The following is a 16,987-nucleotide window of genomic DNA, read 5'->3' as shown; positions in this document are numbered from 1 at the left end:
GCTTGCATTATCCGATATCATGGAATTATTCTCTGATGATGGATGATGAAGCCACGATCGATCTCGACCGGCGCCTGGGCGCCCGCATCAAGGCGCTGCGCCAGACCCGCGATCTGACGCTGGACCAGCTGGCGCAGCGCTCCGGCGTCAGCCGCGCGATGATCTCGCGGGTCGAGCGGGGCGAATCGAGCCCGACCGCCACGCTTCTGGACCGGATCTGCACGGGACTCGGCATCGTGCTGTCGGCCCTGTTTCGCGATGAGCACCAGGCCGGGCCGCTGGCACGGCATGCCGAACAGCCGGTCTGGACCGATCCGGCCAGCGGCTATGTCCGGCGCAATGTCTCGCCGGCCGGAACAGGCTCAGGCGTCGAGATCGTCGAGGTCGAGATGCCCATGGGCGCCCGCGTGCTGCTCGATGCACCGCGGGGCGGCTTCCGGCTCGACCAGCAGATCTGGGTTCTCGCCGGCGAGATCGTCATCACTGTGGGCGGGCGCGAGCACAGTCTCTGCGCAGGCGATTGTCTCGCCATGCTGCTCGACGGCCCGATCGCCTTCCAGAACCCGGGCGAAGGCCCGGCACGTTATGCGGTCGTGCTCACCGCAGCCGACAGCCGGGGTGGACGACCGACATGACCGAGACCGACGACATCATCTTGCGAAACGACATGGCGATCCTGCGGCTCGACGCCGCGCAAGCGCAAGGAGCCATCCCGGCGCTCGTCGACATCCTCGCGGACGCGGTGGCGGGCGGCGCGTCGGTGGGCTTCATGGACTGGAACGGGCCCGCCGACTACGCCGCGTTCTGGGCCGGCGTTGTCGAAGACGTTGCGGCGGGGCGGGTCATTCTCTTTGTCGCGCGATTGGCCGGAGAGATCGTCGGCACCTGCCAATTGCAGCTCGTCGGCAAGCCAAACCAACCGCATCGCGCCGAAATCGCCAAGGTGCTGGTGCATTCCCGCGCGCGGCGGCGCGGTCTCGGCGAAGCGCTGATGCAGGCGGCCGAGGCGGCGGCGCGACGGGCCAACCGCGACCTGCTGGTGCTCGACACCGACGAGAACGGCGCGGCGCGCCGGCTCTACCAACGCCTCGGCTGGACCGAACTCGGCACGATTCCGCGTTACGCCCTGATGCCGGACGGGCGCGACTGCGGCTCGACCTTCTTCTACAAGCAGCTTGCTTCTACAAGCAGCTCGATTGAGGACGCTCAGGCCTCAGGTTGCGCCTGGCGGAAATAGGGCTCGACCTCGCCCTTGAGCTTCACCGTCATCGGATTGCCGAAGCGGTCCTTGGCGGTGCCTGCGGTCAGGCGCACCCAGCCCTCGCTGACGCAGTATTCCTCGACATTTGTCTTTTCGACGCCCTTGAAGCGGATGCCGATGTCCCGCGCAAGCAGTTCCTCATTGTAGAACGGGCTGTTGGGGTTGGAGGAGAGGCGATCGGGGAGCGTGTCGGTCATGGCGGGAGCCTCGAGAATCGCGTGTCGGGAGGCGGCAGGGCCGCGTTAGCGGCACAGGTAGCGCGATCCGGCCTCGATGCCAAATCGCCGGGCTTCAGCGGCCGCCAGCCTGTTCGATCAGGCGCGCGATCGCCTGCTGGCCGCGCTGGCGGGCATGAGCCAGAGGCGTCACGCCATCCTTGTCAAAGAGGCTTGGATTGGCGCCGGCGTCGAGAACCAGCCTTGCGACCTGCTGGTGGCGGGGACCGCCATCGCCGAGGATCACGATCTCCAGCAGGCAGGTCCAGCCGAGATCGTTGATATGATCGAGGTCGATGCCGCTGGTCAGCAGGAGCTTCACTGCCTCGACATGGGCGCGCTCGCAGGCCGGGATCAGTGCATTGCCGCCATAACGGTTGCGGATCGACAGGTCCGGCCGGCGCGGCAGCATTGCGGCGATGATCTCGGCCCGGCCCAGCGCCCCTGCAAGCAGCCAGGGCGTGTCCCGATTGGCGGCCTGCGTGTTCGGGCTTGCCCCGGCCTCGAGAAGAATCTTTGCGACGGCGACATGATCACCGGCGACCGCATGCAGAAGTGCGGACCGGCCCTGTCCGTCCTGCGCTTCAAGCGGAGCGCCTTCGTGGAGCAGGCTTGCGACCTCGACCAAACGTCCAGCTGCCGCGGCCTCGATCAGGGCGGCACCAGTGGCCAGGGCGGGACTGCACGTCATCATCATCCCCAGCGCGAACCCGCATAAAGCCCGGATCGGCTTCACCGCTCCCCATCCAGCAACCGGCCGACGACCTTGGCCGTGTAATCGACCATCGGCACGATGCGGGCATAGTTCAGCCGGGTCGGGCCGATAATGCCGACGACGCCGACGATGCGCTGCTCGGAATCGCGGAAGGGGGCGGCCACCATGGAGGAGCCCGACATCGAGAACAGCTTGTTCTCGGAACCGATGAAGATGCGCACGCCATCGCCCGCCTCGGCGCGCGAGAGCAGGTCAATCACGTCGGTCTGGGTCTCGAGGTCGCCGAAGAGCAGGCGGATGCGCTCGAGATCCTCCTGCGCCTTGAGGTCCTCCAGCAGATTGGCCTGGCCGCGTACGATCAAATGACGGTCGCTGGTGGGGCCGGAGGCGGTGGCGATGCCGCTCTCGACCAGCCGCGCCGTCAGCGAATCGAGTTCGCTTTCCATCTGGGCGCGGTGCTGGGCGATCTCGGCGCGCAATTCGCCGAGCGTCTTGCCCATGATGCGGGCATTGAGGAAATTGGCGGCCTCCGTCAGCGCCGAGGCCGGGAGGCCCGGCGGCAGCGCCAGAAGCCGGTTCTCGACCGTGCCGTCATCGGCGACCAGCACGACCAGCGCACGCGTCGGGTCGAGCCGGACAAACTCGATATGTTTGAGCCGCGCATTGGCCTTGGTGGTGACGACGACGCCGGCGCCGCGCGACAGCCCCGACAAAAGCGCCGAGGCCTCGGTCAGCGTGCCGTCGAGCGTGCGCCCGGTGGCAGCGGCCTTCATCTGCGCCTCGATCCGGGTGCGTTCGTCCGAGGTCAGGTTGCCGACCTCCATCATCGCATCGACGAAGAAGCGCAGGCCTCTCTCGGTGGGGAGGCGGCCCGCCGAGGTGTGCGGCGCGTAGATCAGCCCGGCCAGTTCGAGATCGGTCATGACGTTGCGGACCGTCGCGGGCGACAGCGCCATCGGCAGCAGGCGTGCGATATTGCGCGAGCCGACCGGCTCGCCCGTGGTCAGGAAGCCGTCGACGATCTGGCGGAAGATCTCGCGCGAGCGCTGATCGGTCTCGATCAACCCGCTCGGGGATTCGGGGCGCGGCGTATGGGCGCTCATTTCGGGCGGAAATGCGGGTTCGACATGCTGTGATTGTCGGCTTCGGCTTTCGGGGGATCAAGCGAAAACGCGCGCGGCCAGCGCCCAACCTTGCCCCGCCGGACCCAACCGCCTACAAGCCGCCATTCTCTCAGACATTCAGGATACCGCCATGCGACCCTCCAAACGCGCCGCAGACGAGATGCGCAAGGTCACGCTCGAACGCGGCGTGGTGCGCTATGCGGAGGGCTCCTGCATGGTCTCGTTCGGCGAGACGAAGGTGCTCTGCGCCGCGACCGTCGAGGAAAAGGGGCCGCCCTGGCTGCGCGGCACCGGCAAGGGCTGGGTCACCGCCGAGTACGCGATGCTGCCGCGCGCCACGCATGAGCGCAACCGCCGCGAGGTCACCTCGGGCAAGCCGTCGGGCCGCACGCAGGAAATCCAGCGTCTGGTCGGGCGCAGCTTACGCGCCGTCGTCGATCTGACCGCGATCGGCGAGCGCCAGATCGTGGTCGATTGCGACGTGCTCCAGGCCGATGGCGGCACCCGCACGGCCTCGATCACCGGCGCCTGGGTCGCGCTGCACGATGCGCTGAAATGGATGGAGAGCCGCTCCATGCTGAAGGGGTCCAACCCTCTGAAGGACCATGTCGCGGCGATCTCCTGCGGCATCGTCGCCGGCAATCCGGTGCTCGATCTCGACTATATCGAGGATTCCGGCGCGCAGACCGATGCCAATTTCGTCATCACAGGCACCGGCGGCCTCGTCGAGGTGCAGGGCACGGCCGAGGGCGCGCCGTTCTCCGAGGAAGAACTGATGGCGCTGATGCGGCTCGCCAAGGGTGGCGTGAGCAAGCTCGTGGCGCTGCAGAAGGCGGCGGTGGCCTGATCGGCCTTCGTTTGCCTCGTGAACCTGTCGCCATCCCGGACGCAGCGAAGCGGAGATCCGGGATCCATCCTAGCGTGCGACGCCCTCCGATGGATCCCGGGACAAGCCCGGGATGACGCTGCGTTTCCGAGCCAGGAAGGTCTGGACCCGTGATTGAACACCGCCTCCTCACCGGCAAGGTCGTGATCGCGACCCACAACAAGGGCAAGCTCGTCGAAATGCGCGAGCTGATGGCGCCCTACGGGATCGAGCTGGTCTCGGCCGGCGATCTCGGCCTGCCCGAGCCCGACGAGACCGGCTTCATGTTCTCGGAGAATGCCGCGATCAAGGCGGTCGCAGCGGCGAAGGCGTCCGGCCTGCCGGCGCTGGCGGACGATTCCGGCATCTGCATCGATGCGCTCGACGGGGCGCCGGGGCTGTTCTCCGCGAACTGGGCCGGGCCGGGCAAGGATTTCAAGCCAGCGATGGCGCGTGTGCTCGCCGAGATGGCCAAGCGCGGCGCGACGGCCCTAGAGCAGCGCCGGGCCCATTTCGTCTCGGCGCTGGTCATCGCATGGCCGGACGGCCATGAGGAGCTGTTCGAGGGGCGGGTTTACGGCACGATCGTCGACGCGCCGCGTGGCACGGGCGGATTCGGCTACAACCCAATCTTCCAGCCCGATGGTTACGACGTGACCTTCGCGGAGATGTCGAGCACCGTGAAGAGCGGCGCCGACGACGCCCTGTCGCACCGGGCGCGTGCGTTCAAGCTGCTGGCGGCCGCCTGCCTGCGGAAGCCGAATTGACCGGCGTGGCCGCCCTGGCCGGGACGTCGCCCATCCTGCATCCAACGGCGGATGCGGGCTTCGCCGTCTATGTGCATTGGCCCTTTTGCCTGGCCAAATGCCCTTATTGCGACTTCAACAGCCATGTCCGGCTGCAGCCGCCCGACCAGGCGCGCTATGTCGCGGCCTTCCGGCGCGAACTCGCCCATCGTGCCGCGCTGGCGCCCGGCCGGACCGTCACCTCGATCTTCTTCGGTGGCGGCACGCCCTCGCTGATGGAGGGGCGGACCGTCGGCGCCATTCTCGACGCCATCGGCGAGGCCTGGGCGATCGACCCGCATTGCGAGGTCTCGCTCGAAGCGAACCCGACCAGCGTCGAGGCCGGGCGTTTCGCCGATTTCCGCGCGGCCGGCGTCAACCGCGTCTCGCTGGGCGTGCAGGCGCTCAACGATGCCGATCTCAAGGCGCTGGGGCGGATGCATTCGACGCGAGAGGCGCTCGATGCGGTGGCGATCGCGCGCCAATATTTCGAGCGCTACTCCTTCGACCTGATCTATGCCCGCACGCCGACGCAGACGCCGGCCTTGTGGCGGGAAGAGCTCGAACTGGCGATCAGCCACGCCGCCGAGCATCTGTCGCTCTACCAGCTCACCATCGAGCCCGACACCATGTTCGAGCGGCTGTACAAGGCCGGCAAGCTCGCGATCCCCGACCATGAAGCCGGCGCCGTGCTCTACGAGATCACGCAGGAGATCACGGCCAAGCATGGGCTGCCGGTCTACGAGATCTCTAACCATGCCCGGCCCGGCGCGGAATGCCGGCACAATCTCGTCTACTGGCGCTATGGCGAATATGCCGGAATTGGCCCCGGCGCCCATGGACGGCTCGTCACAGCCGAGGGACGGATGGCGCATTCGACCGAAAAGAGCCCCGAGGCCTGGCTCGCTCGCGTCGAGGCTGAAGGGCATGCGCTGGTCGAGAACGAGCGCCTCGATACCGTGGCTCAGGGCGACGAATATCTGCTGATGGGCTTGCGTCTGGTCGAGGGAATCGACCCCGCCGTGTTCAAAGCGCTGTCGGGACGGGCGCTGAACGAACGCCGCGTCGCGAGCCTGGTGCTGGACCGGGTTTTGACCCGCAAGCCGGGTGGCAAGCTTGCCTGCACGCCCGAAGGCGCGCTGGTTCTGGACGCGGTGGTGGCGGATTTGGCGGCGTAGCGTGTAAAGCATCGCTTTACGGACCGAGCCTCGGCTGCTAAATTGTCCGGCGATGCGAATCCGGAACGTCAGGCACAAGGGCTTGCGCCGGCTGGTCGAGGCGGACGATGCGTCCGGTCTTCAGCCGCAAGTCGTCGACAAGCTGAGCAAGATGATCGCGTTTCTGCAGGACATGCAGGGCCCCGACGAACTTCGTTTGGTGCCGACCTGGAAGGCCCATGTGCTGACGGGCGATCGGAAGGGTGTCTGGAGTCTGTTCGTGACGAAGAACTGGCGCCTGACCTTTCGGGTCGAGCAGAACGACATCGAGATCATCGATCTGGACTATGAGGATTATCACTGATGGATGATGGAACCCGACCCACCGAGGGCTACCGGCTGAAACATCCGCCGCATGTCGGAAGCTTCCTCAAGACCGAGATCATCGAACCCGCCGAATTGTCGGTGACGGCTGCGGCAACAGTGCTGGGCGTTACGCGCCCGGCGCTTTCCGCACTCCTGAACGAGCGCGCCGCGCTCTCCGCCGATATGGCGCTGCGTTTCGAGAAGGCCTTTGGCCTCTCCATGGATACGCTGATGCGCATGCAGAACAGCTTCGACATCGCCCAGGCCCGCAAACGCGCGGGCAGCATCGACGTCAAGCCATTCGTGCCTGCCCCGAAAGCCGCCTGACAACCAGCCGCTACTGCGTGCGCGGCCCGAGATCGCGCGGGGCGGCGTTGATCGTGACGATCTGGCCGTTGCGCAGTTCGAGGACGGCGAGCCCGCGGTCGATCTGGCCGTCGGGGCGGAAGCGGAAGACGCCATCGGCGCCGGCGAAGCCCGAGGCGTTGGTCAACACCGATTCCGAAAAGCGCTGGGACCCTTGCGTGCGCGCCAGCGCGGCCGCCAGGGAGACCGCGTCATAGGCCAGCGTTGCGGTGCGCGTCGGGGCGCTGTTGAAGCGGGTCTGGTAGCGGCCGGCGAAGGCGTTGAAACCGGCGGTATCGGGCGAGGCGAACCAGCCGCCCTGGATCGCCGGCACGCGCGCGACATTGGCGTCGTTCCAGACGCCGGTGCCGAGCGGCTTGACCTTGGCCGGGTCATAGCCGGCCTGCTGGAGCGCCAGGCCGAGCGCCGGCATGGTGTCGGCGGCGGCGGGCACGAACAAGGCGTCGGCCTGCTGCAGCGCCGGAGTCAGCCGCGCTGCGGCGGCGTTCATCGAATTCTGGTCTGGCGTAAAGCGCTCGATCACGACGACGCGGGCGCCGCGGGCCGCAACCGCCTGCTGGAACGCCGCTTCGACGACCTTGCCATAGGCCGTGTCGGGCACCATCGCGGCGAAGGATTTGCGGCCCTGCTGCGAGGCATAGGCGATGACGCGGTTGACGTCGTTCTCGGGCGGGAAGGACAACAGATAGACGCCGCGCCCGGCGACGTTGGTGTCGCTGGAGAAGGCGATGACCGGGCGGTTGGCGCCGCGCGCGACCTGGCCGGCCGCCTGGACAGAGGGCGCGAAGAGCGGCCCGATGATCAGCTCCGCGCCTTCGCGCAGCGCCTCCTGCGCGGCGGCCTGGGCGCCGTCGGGCGTGCCGCGGTCGTCCTTGACCAGCAGCGTCAGGTCGGCGTTGGGGAATTCGGCCAGCGCCATCTCGGCCGCGTTCTTCAGCGAGTTGCCGACGACGGCGCCCTGCCCTTCCGCGGTCAGCGGCAGGATGAGACCGACCTTGACCTTGCCGGTGCCGATCGTCTGGCCCGTGCTCGGCTGCGGCTGGCCGGATGTCGCGGCGCTGTCGAAGCCCGGCAGCCCGCTGGGCCCGCCGCTGCAGGATGCGAGCGCGAGGCAAGCAAGCGCGGCCAGCGAAGGCAGGCTTCGCCGCCGGACCGGTTCGATGAGCCGATGACGCAACACGGGCGATCTCCAGATCTCGGGCCGGACCGGCCGATGAGCCGTCCGGCGGTGCAGTCCCCCGACCGAGGGACTCTCCTGCCAGCGCGGCATGGTATTTTCAAGTTGTTAACTCTGTGTTGCACGCCGCAGCCGACATGACGGCCGGGAGCCGCGATGGCGCGCAGCGCATAGCTGTGGCAGGTTCGCGCCGATGTCGAACGCCCCCACGCCAGCGCCGCGCGCAACCAGCTACACCGCCTTCGGGGTCAGGGCGGAAGCCGAGCCATTATCGCCGGGCCTCCATATCGTCGCGACGCCGATCGGCAATCTGCGCGACATCTCGTTTCGGGCGCTGGCGACGCTTGCCGCGGCGGACGCGATCCTGGCCGAAGACACCCGGACCTCGAAGACGCTGCTCGTGCATTACGGTATCTCGACGCCGCTCTACCCCTATCACGAGCACAACGCCGAGCAGATGCGGCCGAAGATCCTCGCCAAGCTGCGCGAAGGCGGCAAGCTCGCTCTGATCTCGGACGCCGGCACGCCTCTGGTCTCCGATCCCGGCTACAAGCTCGTGGCGGAACTCGTCGCGGAAGGGCTGCCGGTGACGGGGATTCCGGGCCCCTCGGCCGTGCTGGCCGCGCTGGTGCTGGCGGGACTTCCGACCGACCGCTTCTTCTTCGAGGGTTTTTTGCCGCCCAAGGCGGCGGCGCGGCGCGGGCGGCTGACCGAACTCGCCACCATTCCGGGCACGCTCGTCTTCTTCGAATCGCCGCGGCGGCTGGCCGAGATGTTGTCGGATGCCGCCGCCGTGCTGGGCGAGCGGCCCGGCGCGGTGGCGCGCGAGCTGACCAAATACTACGAGAATGTCCGGCGCGGACCGCTTTCGGCGCTCGCGGCCCATTACGAGGGCGAGGAAGAGGCCCGCGGCGAGATCGTCGTGATCATCGGCCCGCCCGGAGCCGAGGAACTGGCGCCGGCCGGGGACCTCGTCGCCGAGCGGCTGCGGGCGGCACTCGCCGTGGTGTCCCTGAAGGAGGCCGTGGCCCAGGTCGCGGCCGAGACCGGCCAGCCGCGCCGCAAGGTCTATGCGCGCGCGCTGGAGCTGACCCGCGAGGAGCCTTGACGGGGGGCCGGACCGGCGAGACCCGCAGCCGCCGGGCGCGACGCTCCGGCGTCACCGGCGCACGGGCGGAGTGGCTCGCGATCCTCTGGCTCGCCGCCAAGGGCTACCGCCCGCTCGCCCGGCGATTCGGCGGCAAGGGCGGCGAGGTCGACCTGATCGTGAAGCGGGGGACAACGATCGCCTTCGTCGAGGTGAAGGCGCGCGGGGCGATGGGCGATGCGCAGACCGCGATCACGCCGGAGAAGCACCGGCTGGTGGAGGCGCGGATCCGGCAGTGGCTGGCGCGCAACCCCTGGGCGATGGAGCATCATCTGCGCGCCGACGCCGTCTTCCTTGCCCCCCGGCGCTGGCCGCGCCATGTGCCAGGCGTGTTTGAGCTTGTCTTGTGACGCAAGGCACGCCACTTGCCGATGCGGGCCGCGTGGGCCGATAAGGACGCGCACTCGACCGTCGTCCGCCTCATCGGAGCGCACACCATGACCCTCACCGTCGCCATCCAGATGGACCCGATCGAGCGCCTGCGGGTCGCGGGCGATACGGGCTTTGCGCTGATGCTCGAGGCGCAGGCGCGCGGGCACACGCTGTTCACCTACACGCCCGACAAGCTGTCGATGCGCGACGGCACGGTGACGGCGCCGATCCGCCCCGTGACGGTGCGCGACGTCGAGGGCGACCATTTCACGGCCGGCGCCGAGGTGCGGACCGATCTGTCGACGCTGGATGTCGTGCTGCTGCGGCAGGATCCGCCCTTCGACATGGCCTATGTCTCGACCACGCATATGCTGGAGCGCATCCACCCGAAGACGCTGGTGGTCAACGACCCCTTCCATGTCCGCAATGCGCCCGAGAAGATTTTCGTCACGCATTTCCCGGAGCTGATGCCGCCGACGCTGATCACCCGCGACAAGGCCGAGATCGAGGCCTTCCGCGACGAATTCGGCGAGATCGTGATGAAGCCGCTCTACGGCCATGGCGGCGCGACGGTGTTCAAGACCAGCAAGGACGACCCGAATTTCGGCTCGCTCTACGACCTCTTCGCCAATCTCTTCCGCGAGCCCTGGGTGGTGCAGGCCTACATCAAGGAGATCTCGGAGGGCGACAAGCGCATCATCCTGATCAATGGCGAGGCGGCGGGCGCGGTCAACCGCGTGCCGGCGGTCGGCGATCTGCGCGCCAACATGGTGCGCGGCGGCGCGGCAAGGCCGACCGACCTGTCGGCCAAGGAGCTCGAGATCTGCGAGGCGATCGGGCCTTCGCTGCGCGAGCGCGGCCTGCTGCTCGTCGGCATCGACGTGATCCATGGCAAGCTGACCGAGATCAACGTCACCGCGCCGACCGGCGTACGCGCCATCAAGAAGCTCGGCGGCCCCGATCTCGCGGCGCAGCTCTTCGACGTGATCGAGGCCAAGGTCGCCCATCGCTGATGAGGCGGCCGCCGCGCCGCGACGGGACCCGCTATCCGGCCGTTGTGCCGTTCAGGCTGTTGGTCTCGTCCCAGCCATAGCGCATCGTCTCGAAGCGCATCGTCAGCACATCGACCAGCAGGAGCCTGCCGACCAGCGGCTCGCCGAAGCCGGTGATGGCGCGGAGGACCTCGAGCGCCATCAGCGAGCCCATCACGCCGGGCAGCGCGCCGAGGATGCCGGCCTCGGCGCAGGTCGGCACCGTGCCCGGCGGCGGCACGTCCGGAAAGAGGCAGCGCCAGGTCGGATTCGGGCGGCCGTCTGCGCCCGTCTCATGGGCGCGGATCGTCGTCAGCGAGCCGTCGAAGCGGCCGAGCGCCGCCATGACGACGGGCTTGCGCTCATGGAAGCAGGCATCGGAGACGGCATAGCGCGTCGCGAAATTGTCCGAGCCCTCGGCAACGACGTCGTAGAAGGCGATCATCGCCCGGGCGTTGTGCGGGTCCAGCCGCGTGACATGCTCCTCGACCACGACATGCGGGTTCAGCCGCTTGACGAAAGCCGCCGCCGCCACGGCCTTGTGGGCGCCGATGTCGTCCGTGCCGTAGATCGTCTGGCGCTGCAGATTCGACAGCGAGACGATGTCGTCGTCGACGATGCCGATATGACCGACGCCGGCCGCGGCGAGGTACTGGATCAGCGGCGCCCCGAGGCCTCCGGCACCGACGACCAGGACCCGGGCGCGCTTGAGCTTCTGCTGGCCGGGGCCGCCGATCTCCGGCAGCACCAGATGGCGCGCATAGCGCTCGACCTCGTCCTCGTTCAGGCTCATGGGCGCAGGGTTAGGCCGATCCCGCGCCGGGGGCAATCGCAACCGCCGCACTGACGACCCTTTGAAGACGCAAGTCCCGATCCGAGCTGTGGGACCCGCTTGGCCGCGCCCGAAAGCCATGCCATCGTGAGGGCCAGATGGAGCGACCAACGCTCCCGGACATCGACAGGGGACCTCGTATGCATCTCAAAACGCTCGCGCTGGCGCTGGCCGGCGTCGCCCTCTCGGCCGTCGTCGCGATGGCGCAGACCGCGGTGAAGCCGGCCATTGTCTACGACAAGGGCGGCAAGTTCGACAAATCCTTCAACGAGGGCGTCTTCGCGGGCGCGGAGAAGTTCAAGACCGAGACCGGGGTCGAGTTCCGCGACTTCGAACCGACCAACGACGCGCAGATCGAGCAGGCGCTGCGCCGCTTCGCCCGCGACGGCCATTCGCCGATCATCGCGGTGGGCTTCTCGCAGGCGACCGCGCTGCAGAAGGTCGCGGCCGAGTTCCCGGCGCTGAAATTCACGATCATCGACATGGTCGTCGACCTGCCGAACGTGCAGTCGGTGGTCTTCAAGGAGCATGAGGGCTCCTATCTGGTCGGCCTGCTCGCCGGCATGGCGTCCAAGACCGGCAAGGTCGGCTTCGTCGGCGGCATGGACATCCCGCTGATCCGCAAATTCGCCTGCGGCTATGTCCAGGGCGTCAAGGCGGCCAAGAAGGACGCCGAGATCTTCCAGAACATGACCGGCTCGACGCCCGCCGCCTGGAACGACCCGGTCAAGGGCGGCGAGCTCGCCAAGTCGCAGATCGACCGAGGCGCCGACGTGATCTACCACGCCGCTGGCGGTACCGGCATCGGCGTGCTGCGCGCGGCGGCCGACGCCGGCAAGCTCGGCATCGGCGTCGATTCGAACCAGAACGGCCTGCAGCCCGGCAAGGTGCTGACCTCGATGCTCAAGCGCGTCGACGTCGCCGCCTATTCCTCGTTCAAGGCGGCCCGCGACGGCAACTGGAAGGCGGGCATCTCGGTGCTCGGCCTGAAGGAGGACGGCGTCGGCTGGGCACTCGACGACGCCAACAAGGCGCTGATCACGCCCGAGATGAAGGCCGCCGCCGACAAGGCGCGCGCCGACATCATCAGCGGCGCCGTGAAGGTCCACGACTACATGTCGGATTCGAAGTGCGCGGTGTGAGGCCTTTGGCGTCGCACGACATCCGGACGTCATTCTCGGGCGCAGCGAAGCGCGGACCCGAGAATCTCCGGCAAGAGATGCTCGGGTCAGGCCCGAGCATGACGCTTTGGGCTCACGCTTCCGCGTCATGACGGCACCGACCCCCGCCATCGCCCTCACCGGCATCTCGAAGCGATTCGGCCCGGTGCAGGCCAATCGCGACGTGTCGCTTTCGGTGGCGGCCGGCTCGATCCACGGCATCGTCGGCGAGAACGGCGCTGGCAAGTCGACGCTGATGTCGATCCTCTACGGCTTCTACGAGGCCGATGCGGGCGAGATCGCTGTGGCGGGCCGGCCTTGCGTCATCCGAACGCCGGCGGACGCGATCGCGCTCGGCATCGGCATGGTCCACCAGCACTTCATGCTGGTGGAGACGCTGAGCGTCGTCGAGAACGTCGTGCTCGGGGCCGAGGGCGGCGCCTGGCTCAGCGGCGGCGTCAAGCGGGCGCGGGCCGAACTGGCGCGGCTGTCGGAGCAATTCGGGCTGGCGATCGATCCGGACGCCATCGTCGGCGATCTCTCGGTCGGGCTGCAGCAGCGCGTCGAGATTCTCAAGGCGCTCTATCGCGGCGCGCAGATCCTGATCCTCGACGAGCCCACGGCCGTGCTGACGCCGCCGGAGGCCGACCAGCTCTTTGCCCTGCTGCGGGCGCTGCGGGAGCAGGGCAAGACGGTCATCCTGATCACCCACAAGCTGCGCGAGATCATGGCGATCACGGACCGCGTCTCGGTGATGCGGCGCGGCGAGATGGTCGCGCACCTGGCGACGCCCGAAACCTCGCCGCCGGAGATCGCGGAGGCGATGGTCGGCCGGCGCGTGCTGCTGCGCGTCGAGAAGGAGGCGCGGCCGCGCGGGGCGAAGGTGCTTGAGGCGGTCGGGCTCGACATGGTCGACGCGCGCGGCGTCGCGCTGCTTTCAGGGATAGACCTGACGCTGCATGAAGGCGAGATCGTCGGCATCGCCGGCGTCGCCGGCAACGGCCAGAGCGAATTGCTCGAGGTGCTGGCCGGCCTGGCCCAGCCCTCGCGCGGCGTCATCCGGCTGAACGGGCAGGTGCTGACCTCGGCCGACCGCAATCCGGCGCGGCTGCGCAAGCTCGGCCTGATGCATGTGCCGGAGGACCGGCTGCGGACCGGGCTCGTCACCGCCTTTCCCGCCGCGGAGAACGCGATCCTCGGCTATCAGGACGATCCGGTGCTGGGGCCCGGTCCTTTTCTGTCACCGGCGACGATCGCCGCTCGGGCGCGGGACACCTTCGCGGCCTATGACGTGCGCCCGCCGGACCCAGGCCTGAAGACGGCGAAATTCTCGGGCGGCAACCAGCAGAAGATCGTGCTCGCCCGCGAGATCGAGCGGGCGCCGAAGGTGTTGCTGGTCGGCCAGCCGACGCGCGGGGTCGATATCGGCGCGATCGAAGCCATCCACCGCCGGCTGATCGCCCTGCGTGATGCCGGCGTCGCGATCCTGCTCGTCTCGGTCGAGCTCGAGGAGGTGATGGCGCTGTCGGACCGGATTCTGGCGATGTGCGGCGGGCGCATCACCGGCGAACGGCTGGCGAGCGAAGCCGACGAGCGCGATCTCGGGTTGCTGATGGCCGGCGTGACGGAGCAGGCGGCGTGAGGGTGCGGCATGCGCAACGGACGTCATGCTCGGGCTTGACCCGAGCATCTCTTGCCGGAGATTCTCGGGTCTGCGCTTCGCTTCGCCCGAGAATGACGGTGGACACGCCATGAGCGCCGCCCCGATCGAACTGCCGCGCTGGGCGGACACGGCGCTGGTTCCGCTGGTTTCCGTCGCGGCGGCGCTGGCCGTATCCGGGCTCGTCGTCATCGGCATCGGCGAGAGCCCGCTGGAGGCGACCGCGCTCCTGCTGCGCGGCGCGCTCGGCTCGGCCGAGGGCATCGGCTTCACGCTCTACTACACGACGAATTTCATCTTCACGGGGCTCGCCGTCGCGGTCGCCTTCCATGCCGGGCTGTTCAACATCGGCGGCGAGGGCCAGGCCACAATCGCCGGCATCTTCGCCGCGCTGGCCTGCCTCTGGCTGGCGCCGCTGCCCGGCCTGCTGCTGGTCCCGCTCGCGATCCTGGCGGCGGCGGCGGGCGGGGCGCTCTACGGCTTCATCCCCGGCTGGCTCCAGGCCACGCGCGGCAGCCATGTCGTGATCACCACGATCATGTTCAACTTCCTGGCGGCGACGCTGACCGTCTATCTGCTGGTGGAAGTGATCGGCAAACCCGGCTCGATGCAGCCGGAGACGCCGGAATTCGCCGCCCATGCGGTCCTGACCCCAATGCACAAGCTGCTGGCGCCGCTGGGCATCACCCTGCCCTCGACGCCGCTGAACAGCGCCTTCCTGCTGGCGCTCGCCGCGCTCGTCGCCGTCTGGGCGCTGATCTTCCGCTCGCGGCTGGGTTATGCGATCCGCACCGTCGGCGCCAATCCGAGAGCCGCGACTTACGCCGGCATCTCGCCCGCGCGCATCACCATGGTCGCCATGGCGATTTCGGGCGCGCTCGCCGGCGGGCTCGCCGTCAACGAAGTGATGGGCGTGCAGCACCGGCTGCTGCTCGATTTCACCGCCGGCTACGGTTTCGTCGGCATCGCGGTGGCGCTGATGGGGCGCGGACACCCGGTCGGCGTGGCGCTGGCAGCGCTGCTCTTCGGCGTGCTCTACCAGGGCGGGGCGGAGCTCTCCTTCGACAAGCCGAGCATCACCCGCGATATGGTGGTGGTGATCGGCGGAGTCATCATCCTCTTCGCGGGTGCGCTCGACGGGCTGTTCCGGCGGGCGGTGGCGCTGCTGCTGCGGCCAGGGCGGGTGGCATGAGCGCGCGACCCCTCCTGTCATTCCGGGGCGGCCCGCAGGGCCGAACCCGGAACCCACGACCGGGTGAGCCCGGCTGCAGTGGCTTCAACCATTCGCGCCCCGTCGTGGGTTCCGGGTTCTTCGCTGTGCGAAGCCCCGGAAAGACAGGGAGGGGCGGCTGACCATGGACGCGATCGCCACCTTCGCCGTCGTGCTCGACTCCGCGATCCGTCTCTCGGTGCCGCTGCTCTGCGCCGCGATGGCTGGCCTCTGGTCGGAGCGGGCCGGGGTCGTCGATATCGGGCTCGAGGGCAAGATGCTGGTCGCCGCCTTCGCCGCCGCCGTCATCGCCGCCCAGAGCGGCTCGGCCTGGGCGGGACTCGGCGCCGGCATCCTCGCCTCGGTGATGCTGTCGCTGGTCCACGGCTTCGCCGCGATCACCTGGCGCGGCAACCAGATCGTCTCCGGCGTCGCCATCAACATGCTGGCGGCGGGGCTGACCGTGATCCTCGGCAATGCCTGGTTCGGCCAGGGCGGGCGCACGCCCACGCTGGAGGGCGCCGCGCGCTTCGGCGAGATCACCCTGCCGTTTGCGCAGACGCTGCGGGAGCAGGTGCCGGGCTTTGGCCTGATCTATGACGAGGTGGTCTCGGGCCAGTCCGCGCCGGCCTATCTCGCGCTGTTGGCGGTCGTTCTGACGGCCCTGGTGCTGAAGCGCACCCGTTTCGGCCTGCGGCTGCGCGCCGTCGGCGAGAACCCGGCGGCTGTCGATACGGCGGGCATCTCGGTGGCCGGGCTACGCTATGGCGCCGTGATCATCTGCGGCGTGCTGTGCGGGCTGGGCGGGACCTATCTCGCCGTCTCGCAATCGGCCGGGTTCCTGCCGCATATGACCGCCGGCAAGGGCTTCATCGCGCTCGCCGCCGTGATCTTCGCCAATTGGCGGCCCTGGCCTGCGCTCTGGGCCTGCCTGCTCTTCGGCGGGCTCGACGCGGTGGCGATCCGGCTGCAGGGCGTGGCGCTGCCTGGCATCGGGCAGGTGCCGGTGCAGGCGATCCAGGCTTTGCCCTATCTGATGACGGTGATCCTGCTTGCCGGCTTCATCGGCAAATCGACGCCGCCCAAGGCCGCCGGCATGCCTTATGTGAAGGAGCGCTGAGCCATGGCCGGAAGCACCGAGGCGATCGATTTCGAGGCGCTGTTTGCCGCTGCCGCGCGGGTGCAGACCTTCGCCTATGCCCCCTATTCGCGCTTTCGCGTCGGCGCCGCGATCCTCGGCGAGGACGGCGTCGTCTATCCCGGCTGCAATGTCGAGAACGCCGCCTATCCGTCCGGAAGCTGCGCCGAGCAGGGCGCGATCTCGGCGATGATCGTCGGGGGCGGCCGACGCATCCGCGCGATCCTCGTGGTCGGCGACGGCGACGAACTGGTGACGCCCTGCGGCGCCTGCCGCCAGCGCATCCGCGAATTCGCCGCGCCGGAGACGCCCGTCGCGATCGCGGGGCCCGGCGGCATCCGGCAGATGTTCTCGCTGGCGGAGTTGTTGCCCGCCTCCTTCGGACCGGACAATCTGCGCCGGTGAC

The 16,987-nt window shown here is 68.7% G+C and carries 20 protein-coding genes; 15 read left to right on the top strand and 5 right to left on the bottom strand.

Going from position 1 to position 16,987, the window contains the following annotated elements:
• Nucleotides 1–35: 35 nt before the first annotated feature.
• Together Q8S38_RS04025 and Q8S38_RS04020 are read left to right on the top strand one after the other, a co-directional pair.
• Nucleotides 36–635, top strand: a complete 600-nt coding sequence (locus tag Q8S38_RS04025) for a helix-turn-helix domain-containing protein (protein WP_305679135.1) — start codon at nt 36–38, stop codon at nt 633–635.
• A complete protein-coding gene (locus Q8S38_RS04020) occupies nt 632–1,237 on the top strand; it encodes a GNAT family N-acetyltransferase (RefSeq protein ID WP_371125827.1) in 606 nt (201 codons plus the stop codon). The genes Q8S38_RS04025 and Q8S38_RS04020 overlap by 4 nt, the downstream gene beginning before the upstream one ends.
• Here the strand turns inward: Q8S38_RS04020 and Q8S38_RS04015 are convergent.
• From Q8S38_RS04015 to hrcA, 3 genes are all read right to left on the bottom strand, one after another.
• Nucleotides 1,207–1,458: a DUF3297 family protein gene (locus tag Q8S38_RS04015; RefSeq protein ID WP_305679134.1), complete on the bottom strand. Its 252-nt coding sequence runs from the start codon at nt 1,456–1,458 to the stop codon at nt 1,207–1,209. The genes Q8S38_RS04020 and Q8S38_RS04015 overlap by 31 nt on opposite strands.
• Before the next feature lie 94 nt (nt 1,459–1,552).
• Nucleotides 1,553–2,167 (bottom strand): ankyrin repeat domain-containing protein, encoded by a 615-nt coding sequence (locus Q8S38_RS04010; RefSeq protein WP_305679133.1) that lies wholly within the window; start codon nt 2,165–2,167, stop codon nt 1,553–1,555.
• A 41-nt stretch (nt 2,168–2,208) separates the two neighbouring features.
• Nucleotides 2,209–3,294, bottom strand: a complete 1,086-nt coding sequence (gene hrcA / locus Q8S38_RS04005) for a heat-inducible transcriptional repressor HrcA (protein ID WP_371125826.1) — start codon at nt 3,292–3,294, stop codon at nt 2,209–2,211.
• Nucleotides 3,295–3,445: 151 nt separating this feature from the next.
• Between hrcA and rph the strand changes: the two genes are divergently transcribed.
• The 5 genes from rph to Q8S38_RS03980 all read left to right on the top strand — a co-directional run bounded on the left by rph (nt 3,446) and on the right by Q8S38_RS03980 (nt 6,815).
• The gene (rph, locus tag Q8S38_RS04000) at nt 3,446–4,162 is read left to right on the top strand and encodes a ribonuclease PH (protein WP_305679131.1); all 717 of its coding nucleotides are present in this window, start codon (nt 3,446–3,448) and stop codon (nt 4,160–4,162) included.
• Nucleotides 4,163–4,311: 149 nt separating this feature from the next.
• Nucleotides 4,312–4,947, top strand: coding sequence for an RdgB/HAM1 family non-canonical purine NTP pyrophosphatase (gene rdgB, locus Q8S38_RS03995; RefSeq protein WP_305679130.1), 636 nt, complete (start codon nt 4,312–4,314; stop codon nt 4,945–4,947).
• A gap of 14 nt (nt 4,948–4,961) precedes the next feature.
• Complete coding sequence (gene hemW / locus Q8S38_RS03990) at nt 4,962–6,143, top strand: radical SAM family heme chaperone HemW (RefSeq protein WP_305679369.1); 1,182 nt, start codon at nt 4,962–4,964, stop codon at nt 6,141–6,143.
• Between the two features lie 52 nt (nt 6,144–6,195).
• Entirely contained in the window at nt 6,196–6,486 is a 291-nt protein-coding gene (locus Q8S38_RS03985; RefSeq protein ID WP_305679129.1) for a type II toxin-antitoxin system RelE/ParE family toxin, read from the top strand.
• Entirely contained in the window at nt 6,486–6,815 is a 330-nt protein-coding gene (locus Q8S38_RS03980; protein WP_305679128.1) for a HigA family addiction module antitoxin, read from the top strand. The genes Q8S38_RS03985 and Q8S38_RS03980 overlap by 1 nt, the downstream gene beginning before the upstream one ends.
• A gap of 10 nt (nt 6,816–6,825) precedes the next feature.
• Here the strand turns inward: Q8S38_RS03980 and Q8S38_RS03975 are convergent, their stop codons facing one another.
• The gene (locus Q8S38_RS03975) at nt 6,826–8,034 is read right to left on the bottom strand and encodes a penicillin-binding protein activator (RefSeq protein ID WP_305679127.1); all 1,209 of its coding nucleotides are present in this window, start codon (nt 8,032–8,034) and stop codon (nt 6,826–6,828) included.
• A 190-nt stretch (nt 8,035–8,224) separates the two neighbouring features.
• On the opposite strand from Q8S38_RS03975, the gene rsmI reads away from it, so the two are divergent.
• The 3 genes from rsmI to gshB all read left to right on the top strand — a co-directional run bounded on the left by rsmI (nt 8,225) and on the right by gshB (nt 10,563).
• Nucleotides 8,225–9,139 (top strand): 16S rRNA (cytidine(1402)-2'-O)-methyltransferase, encoded by a 915-nt coding sequence (rsmI, locus tag Q8S38_RS03970; RefSeq protein ID WP_305679126.1) that lies wholly within the window; start codon nt 8,225–8,227, stop codon nt 9,137–9,139.
• The gene (locus tag Q8S38_RS03965; RefSeq protein ID WP_305679125.1) at nt 9,136–9,528 is read left to right on the top strand and encodes a YraN family protein; all 393 of its coding nucleotides are present in this window, start codon (nt 9,136–9,138) and stop codon (nt 9,526–9,528) included. The genes rsmI and Q8S38_RS03965 overlap by 4 nt, the downstream gene beginning before the upstream one ends.
• A gap of 87 nt (nt 9,529–9,615) precedes the next feature.
• Complete coding sequence (gene gshB / locus Q8S38_RS03960) at nt 9,616–10,563, top strand: glutathione synthase (RefSeq protein WP_305679124.1); 948 nt, start codon at nt 9,616–9,618, stop codon at nt 10,561–10,563.
• A gap of 31 nt (nt 10,564–10,594) precedes the next feature.
• On the opposite strand, the gene Q8S38_RS03955 is transcribed toward gshB, so the two are convergent.
• Nucleotides 10,595–11,374, bottom strand: coding sequence for a HesA/MoeB/ThiF family protein (locus Q8S38_RS03955; RefSeq protein WP_305679123.1), 780 nt, complete (start codon nt 11,372–11,374; stop codon nt 10,595–10,597).
• Nucleotides 11,375–11,553: 179 nt separating this feature from the next.
• Here Q8S38_RS03955 and Q8S38_RS03950 point away from each other — a divergent pair, with 179 nt between their 5' ends.
• From Q8S38_RS03950 to Q8S38_RS03930, 5 genes are all read left to right on the top strand, one after another.
• The gene (locus tag Q8S38_RS03950) at nt 11,554–12,555 is read left to right on the top strand and encodes a BMP family lipoprotein (RefSeq protein ID WP_305679122.1); all 1,002 of its coding nucleotides are present in this window, start codon (nt 11,554–11,556) and stop codon (nt 12,553–12,555) included.
• A 127-nt stretch (nt 12,556–12,682) separates the two neighbouring features.
• Nucleotides 12,683–14,215, top strand: a complete 1,533-nt coding sequence (locus Q8S38_RS03945; RefSeq protein ID WP_305679121.1) for an ABC transporter ATP-binding protein — start codon at nt 12,683–12,685, stop codon at nt 14,213–14,215.
• 109 nt (nt 14,216–14,324) lie between these two features.
• Nucleotides 14,325–15,425: an ABC transporter permease gene (locus Q8S38_RS03940; RefSeq protein WP_305679120.1), complete on the top strand. Its 1,101-nt coding sequence runs from the start codon at nt 14,325–14,327 to the stop codon at nt 15,423–15,425.
• Nucleotides 15,426–15,588: 163 nt separating this feature from the next.
• Nucleotides 15,589–16,563, top strand: coding sequence for an ABC transporter permease (locus Q8S38_RS03935; protein WP_305679119.1), 975 nt, complete (start codon nt 15,589–15,591; stop codon nt 16,561–16,563).
• 3 nt (nt 16,564–16,566) lie between these two features.
• Nucleotides 16,567–16,986, top strand: a complete 420-nt coding sequence (locus Q8S38_RS03930) for a cytidine deaminase (RefSeq protein ID WP_305679118.1) — start codon at nt 16,567–16,569, stop codon at nt 16,984–16,986.
• The last annotated feature ends 1 nt before the right edge of the window (nt 16,987 follow it).

It is taken from the genome of Allobosea sp. (assembly GCF_030695125.1).
GTDB lineage: Bacteria > Pseudomonadota > Alphaproteobacteria > Rhizobiales > Beijerinckiaceae > Allobosea.
This window is presented reverse-complemented; position numbering and strand designations above follow the sequence as displayed.

What these genes read in the sequence shown, in the direction of transcription:
- Q8S38_RS03980 (WP_305679128.1), top strand. Translation starts at nt 6,486, where the DNA reads ATGGATGATGGAACCCGACCCACCGAGGGCTACCGGCTGAAACATCCG.
- hrcA (WP_371125826.1), bottom strand. Translation starts at nt 3,294, where the DNA reads ATGAGCGCCCATACGCCGCGCCCCGAATCCCCGAGCGGGTTGATCGAG.
- Q8S38_RS04015 (WP_305679134.1), bottom strand. Translation starts at nt 1,458, where the DNA reads ATGACCGACACGCTCCCCGATCGCCTCTCCTCCAACCCCAACAGCCCG.
- Q8S38_RS03950 (WP_305679122.1), top strand. Translation starts at nt 11,554, where the DNA reads ATGCATCTCAAAACGCTCGCGCTGGCGCTGGCCGGCGTCGCCCTCTCG.
- Q8S38_RS03955 (WP_305679123.1), bottom strand. Translation starts at nt 11,374, where the DNA reads ATGAGCCTGAACGAGGACGAGGTCGAGCGCTATGCGCGCCATCTGGTG.
- rph (WP_305679131.1), top strand. Translation starts at nt 3,446, where the DNA reads ATGCGACCCTCCAAACGCGCCGCAGACGAGATGCGCAAGGTCACGCTC.
- Q8S38_RS03935 (WP_305679119.1), top strand. Translation starts at nt 15,589, where the DNA reads ATGGACGCGATCGCCACCTTCGCCGTCGTGCTCGACTCCGCGATCCGT.
- gshB (WP_305679124.1), top strand. Translation starts at nt 9,616, where the DNA reads ATGACCCTCACCGTCGCCATCCAGATGGACCCGATCGAGCGCCTGCGG.
- Q8S38_RS03985 (WP_305679129.1), top strand. Translation starts at nt 6,196, where the DNA reads ATGCGAATCCGGAACGTCAGGCACAAGGGCTTGCGCCGGCTGGTCGAG.
- Q8S38_RS03940 (WP_305679120.1), top strand. Translation starts at nt 14,325, where the DNA reads ATGAGCGCCGCCCCGATCGAACTGCCGCGCTGGGCGGACACGGCGCTG.
- Q8S38_RS04010 (WP_305679133.1), bottom strand. Translation starts at nt 2,167, where the DNA reads ATGACGTGCAGTCCCGCCCTGGCCACTGGTGCCGCCCTGATCGAGGCC.
- Q8S38_RS04020 (WP_371125827.1), top strand. Translation starts at nt 632, where the DNA reads ATGACCGAGACCGACGACATCATCTTGCGAAACGACATGGCGATCCTG.
- Q8S38_RS04025 (WP_305679135.1), top strand. Translation starts at nt 36, where the DNA reads ATGATGGATGATGAAGCCACGATCGATCTCGACCGGCGCCTGGGCGCC.
- rsmI (WP_305679126.1), top strand. Translation starts at nt 8,225, where the DNA reads ATGTCGAACGCCCCCACGCCAGCGCCGCGCGCAACCAGCTACACCGCC.
- Q8S38_RS03945 (WP_305679121.1), top strand. Translation starts at nt 12,683, where the DNA reads ATGACGGCACCGACCCCCGCCATCGCCCTCACCGGCATCTCGAAGCGA.
- Q8S38_RS03930 (WP_305679118.1), top strand. Translation starts at nt 16,567, where the DNA reads ATGGCCGGAAGCACCGAGGCGATCGATTTCGAGGCGCTGTTTGCCGCT.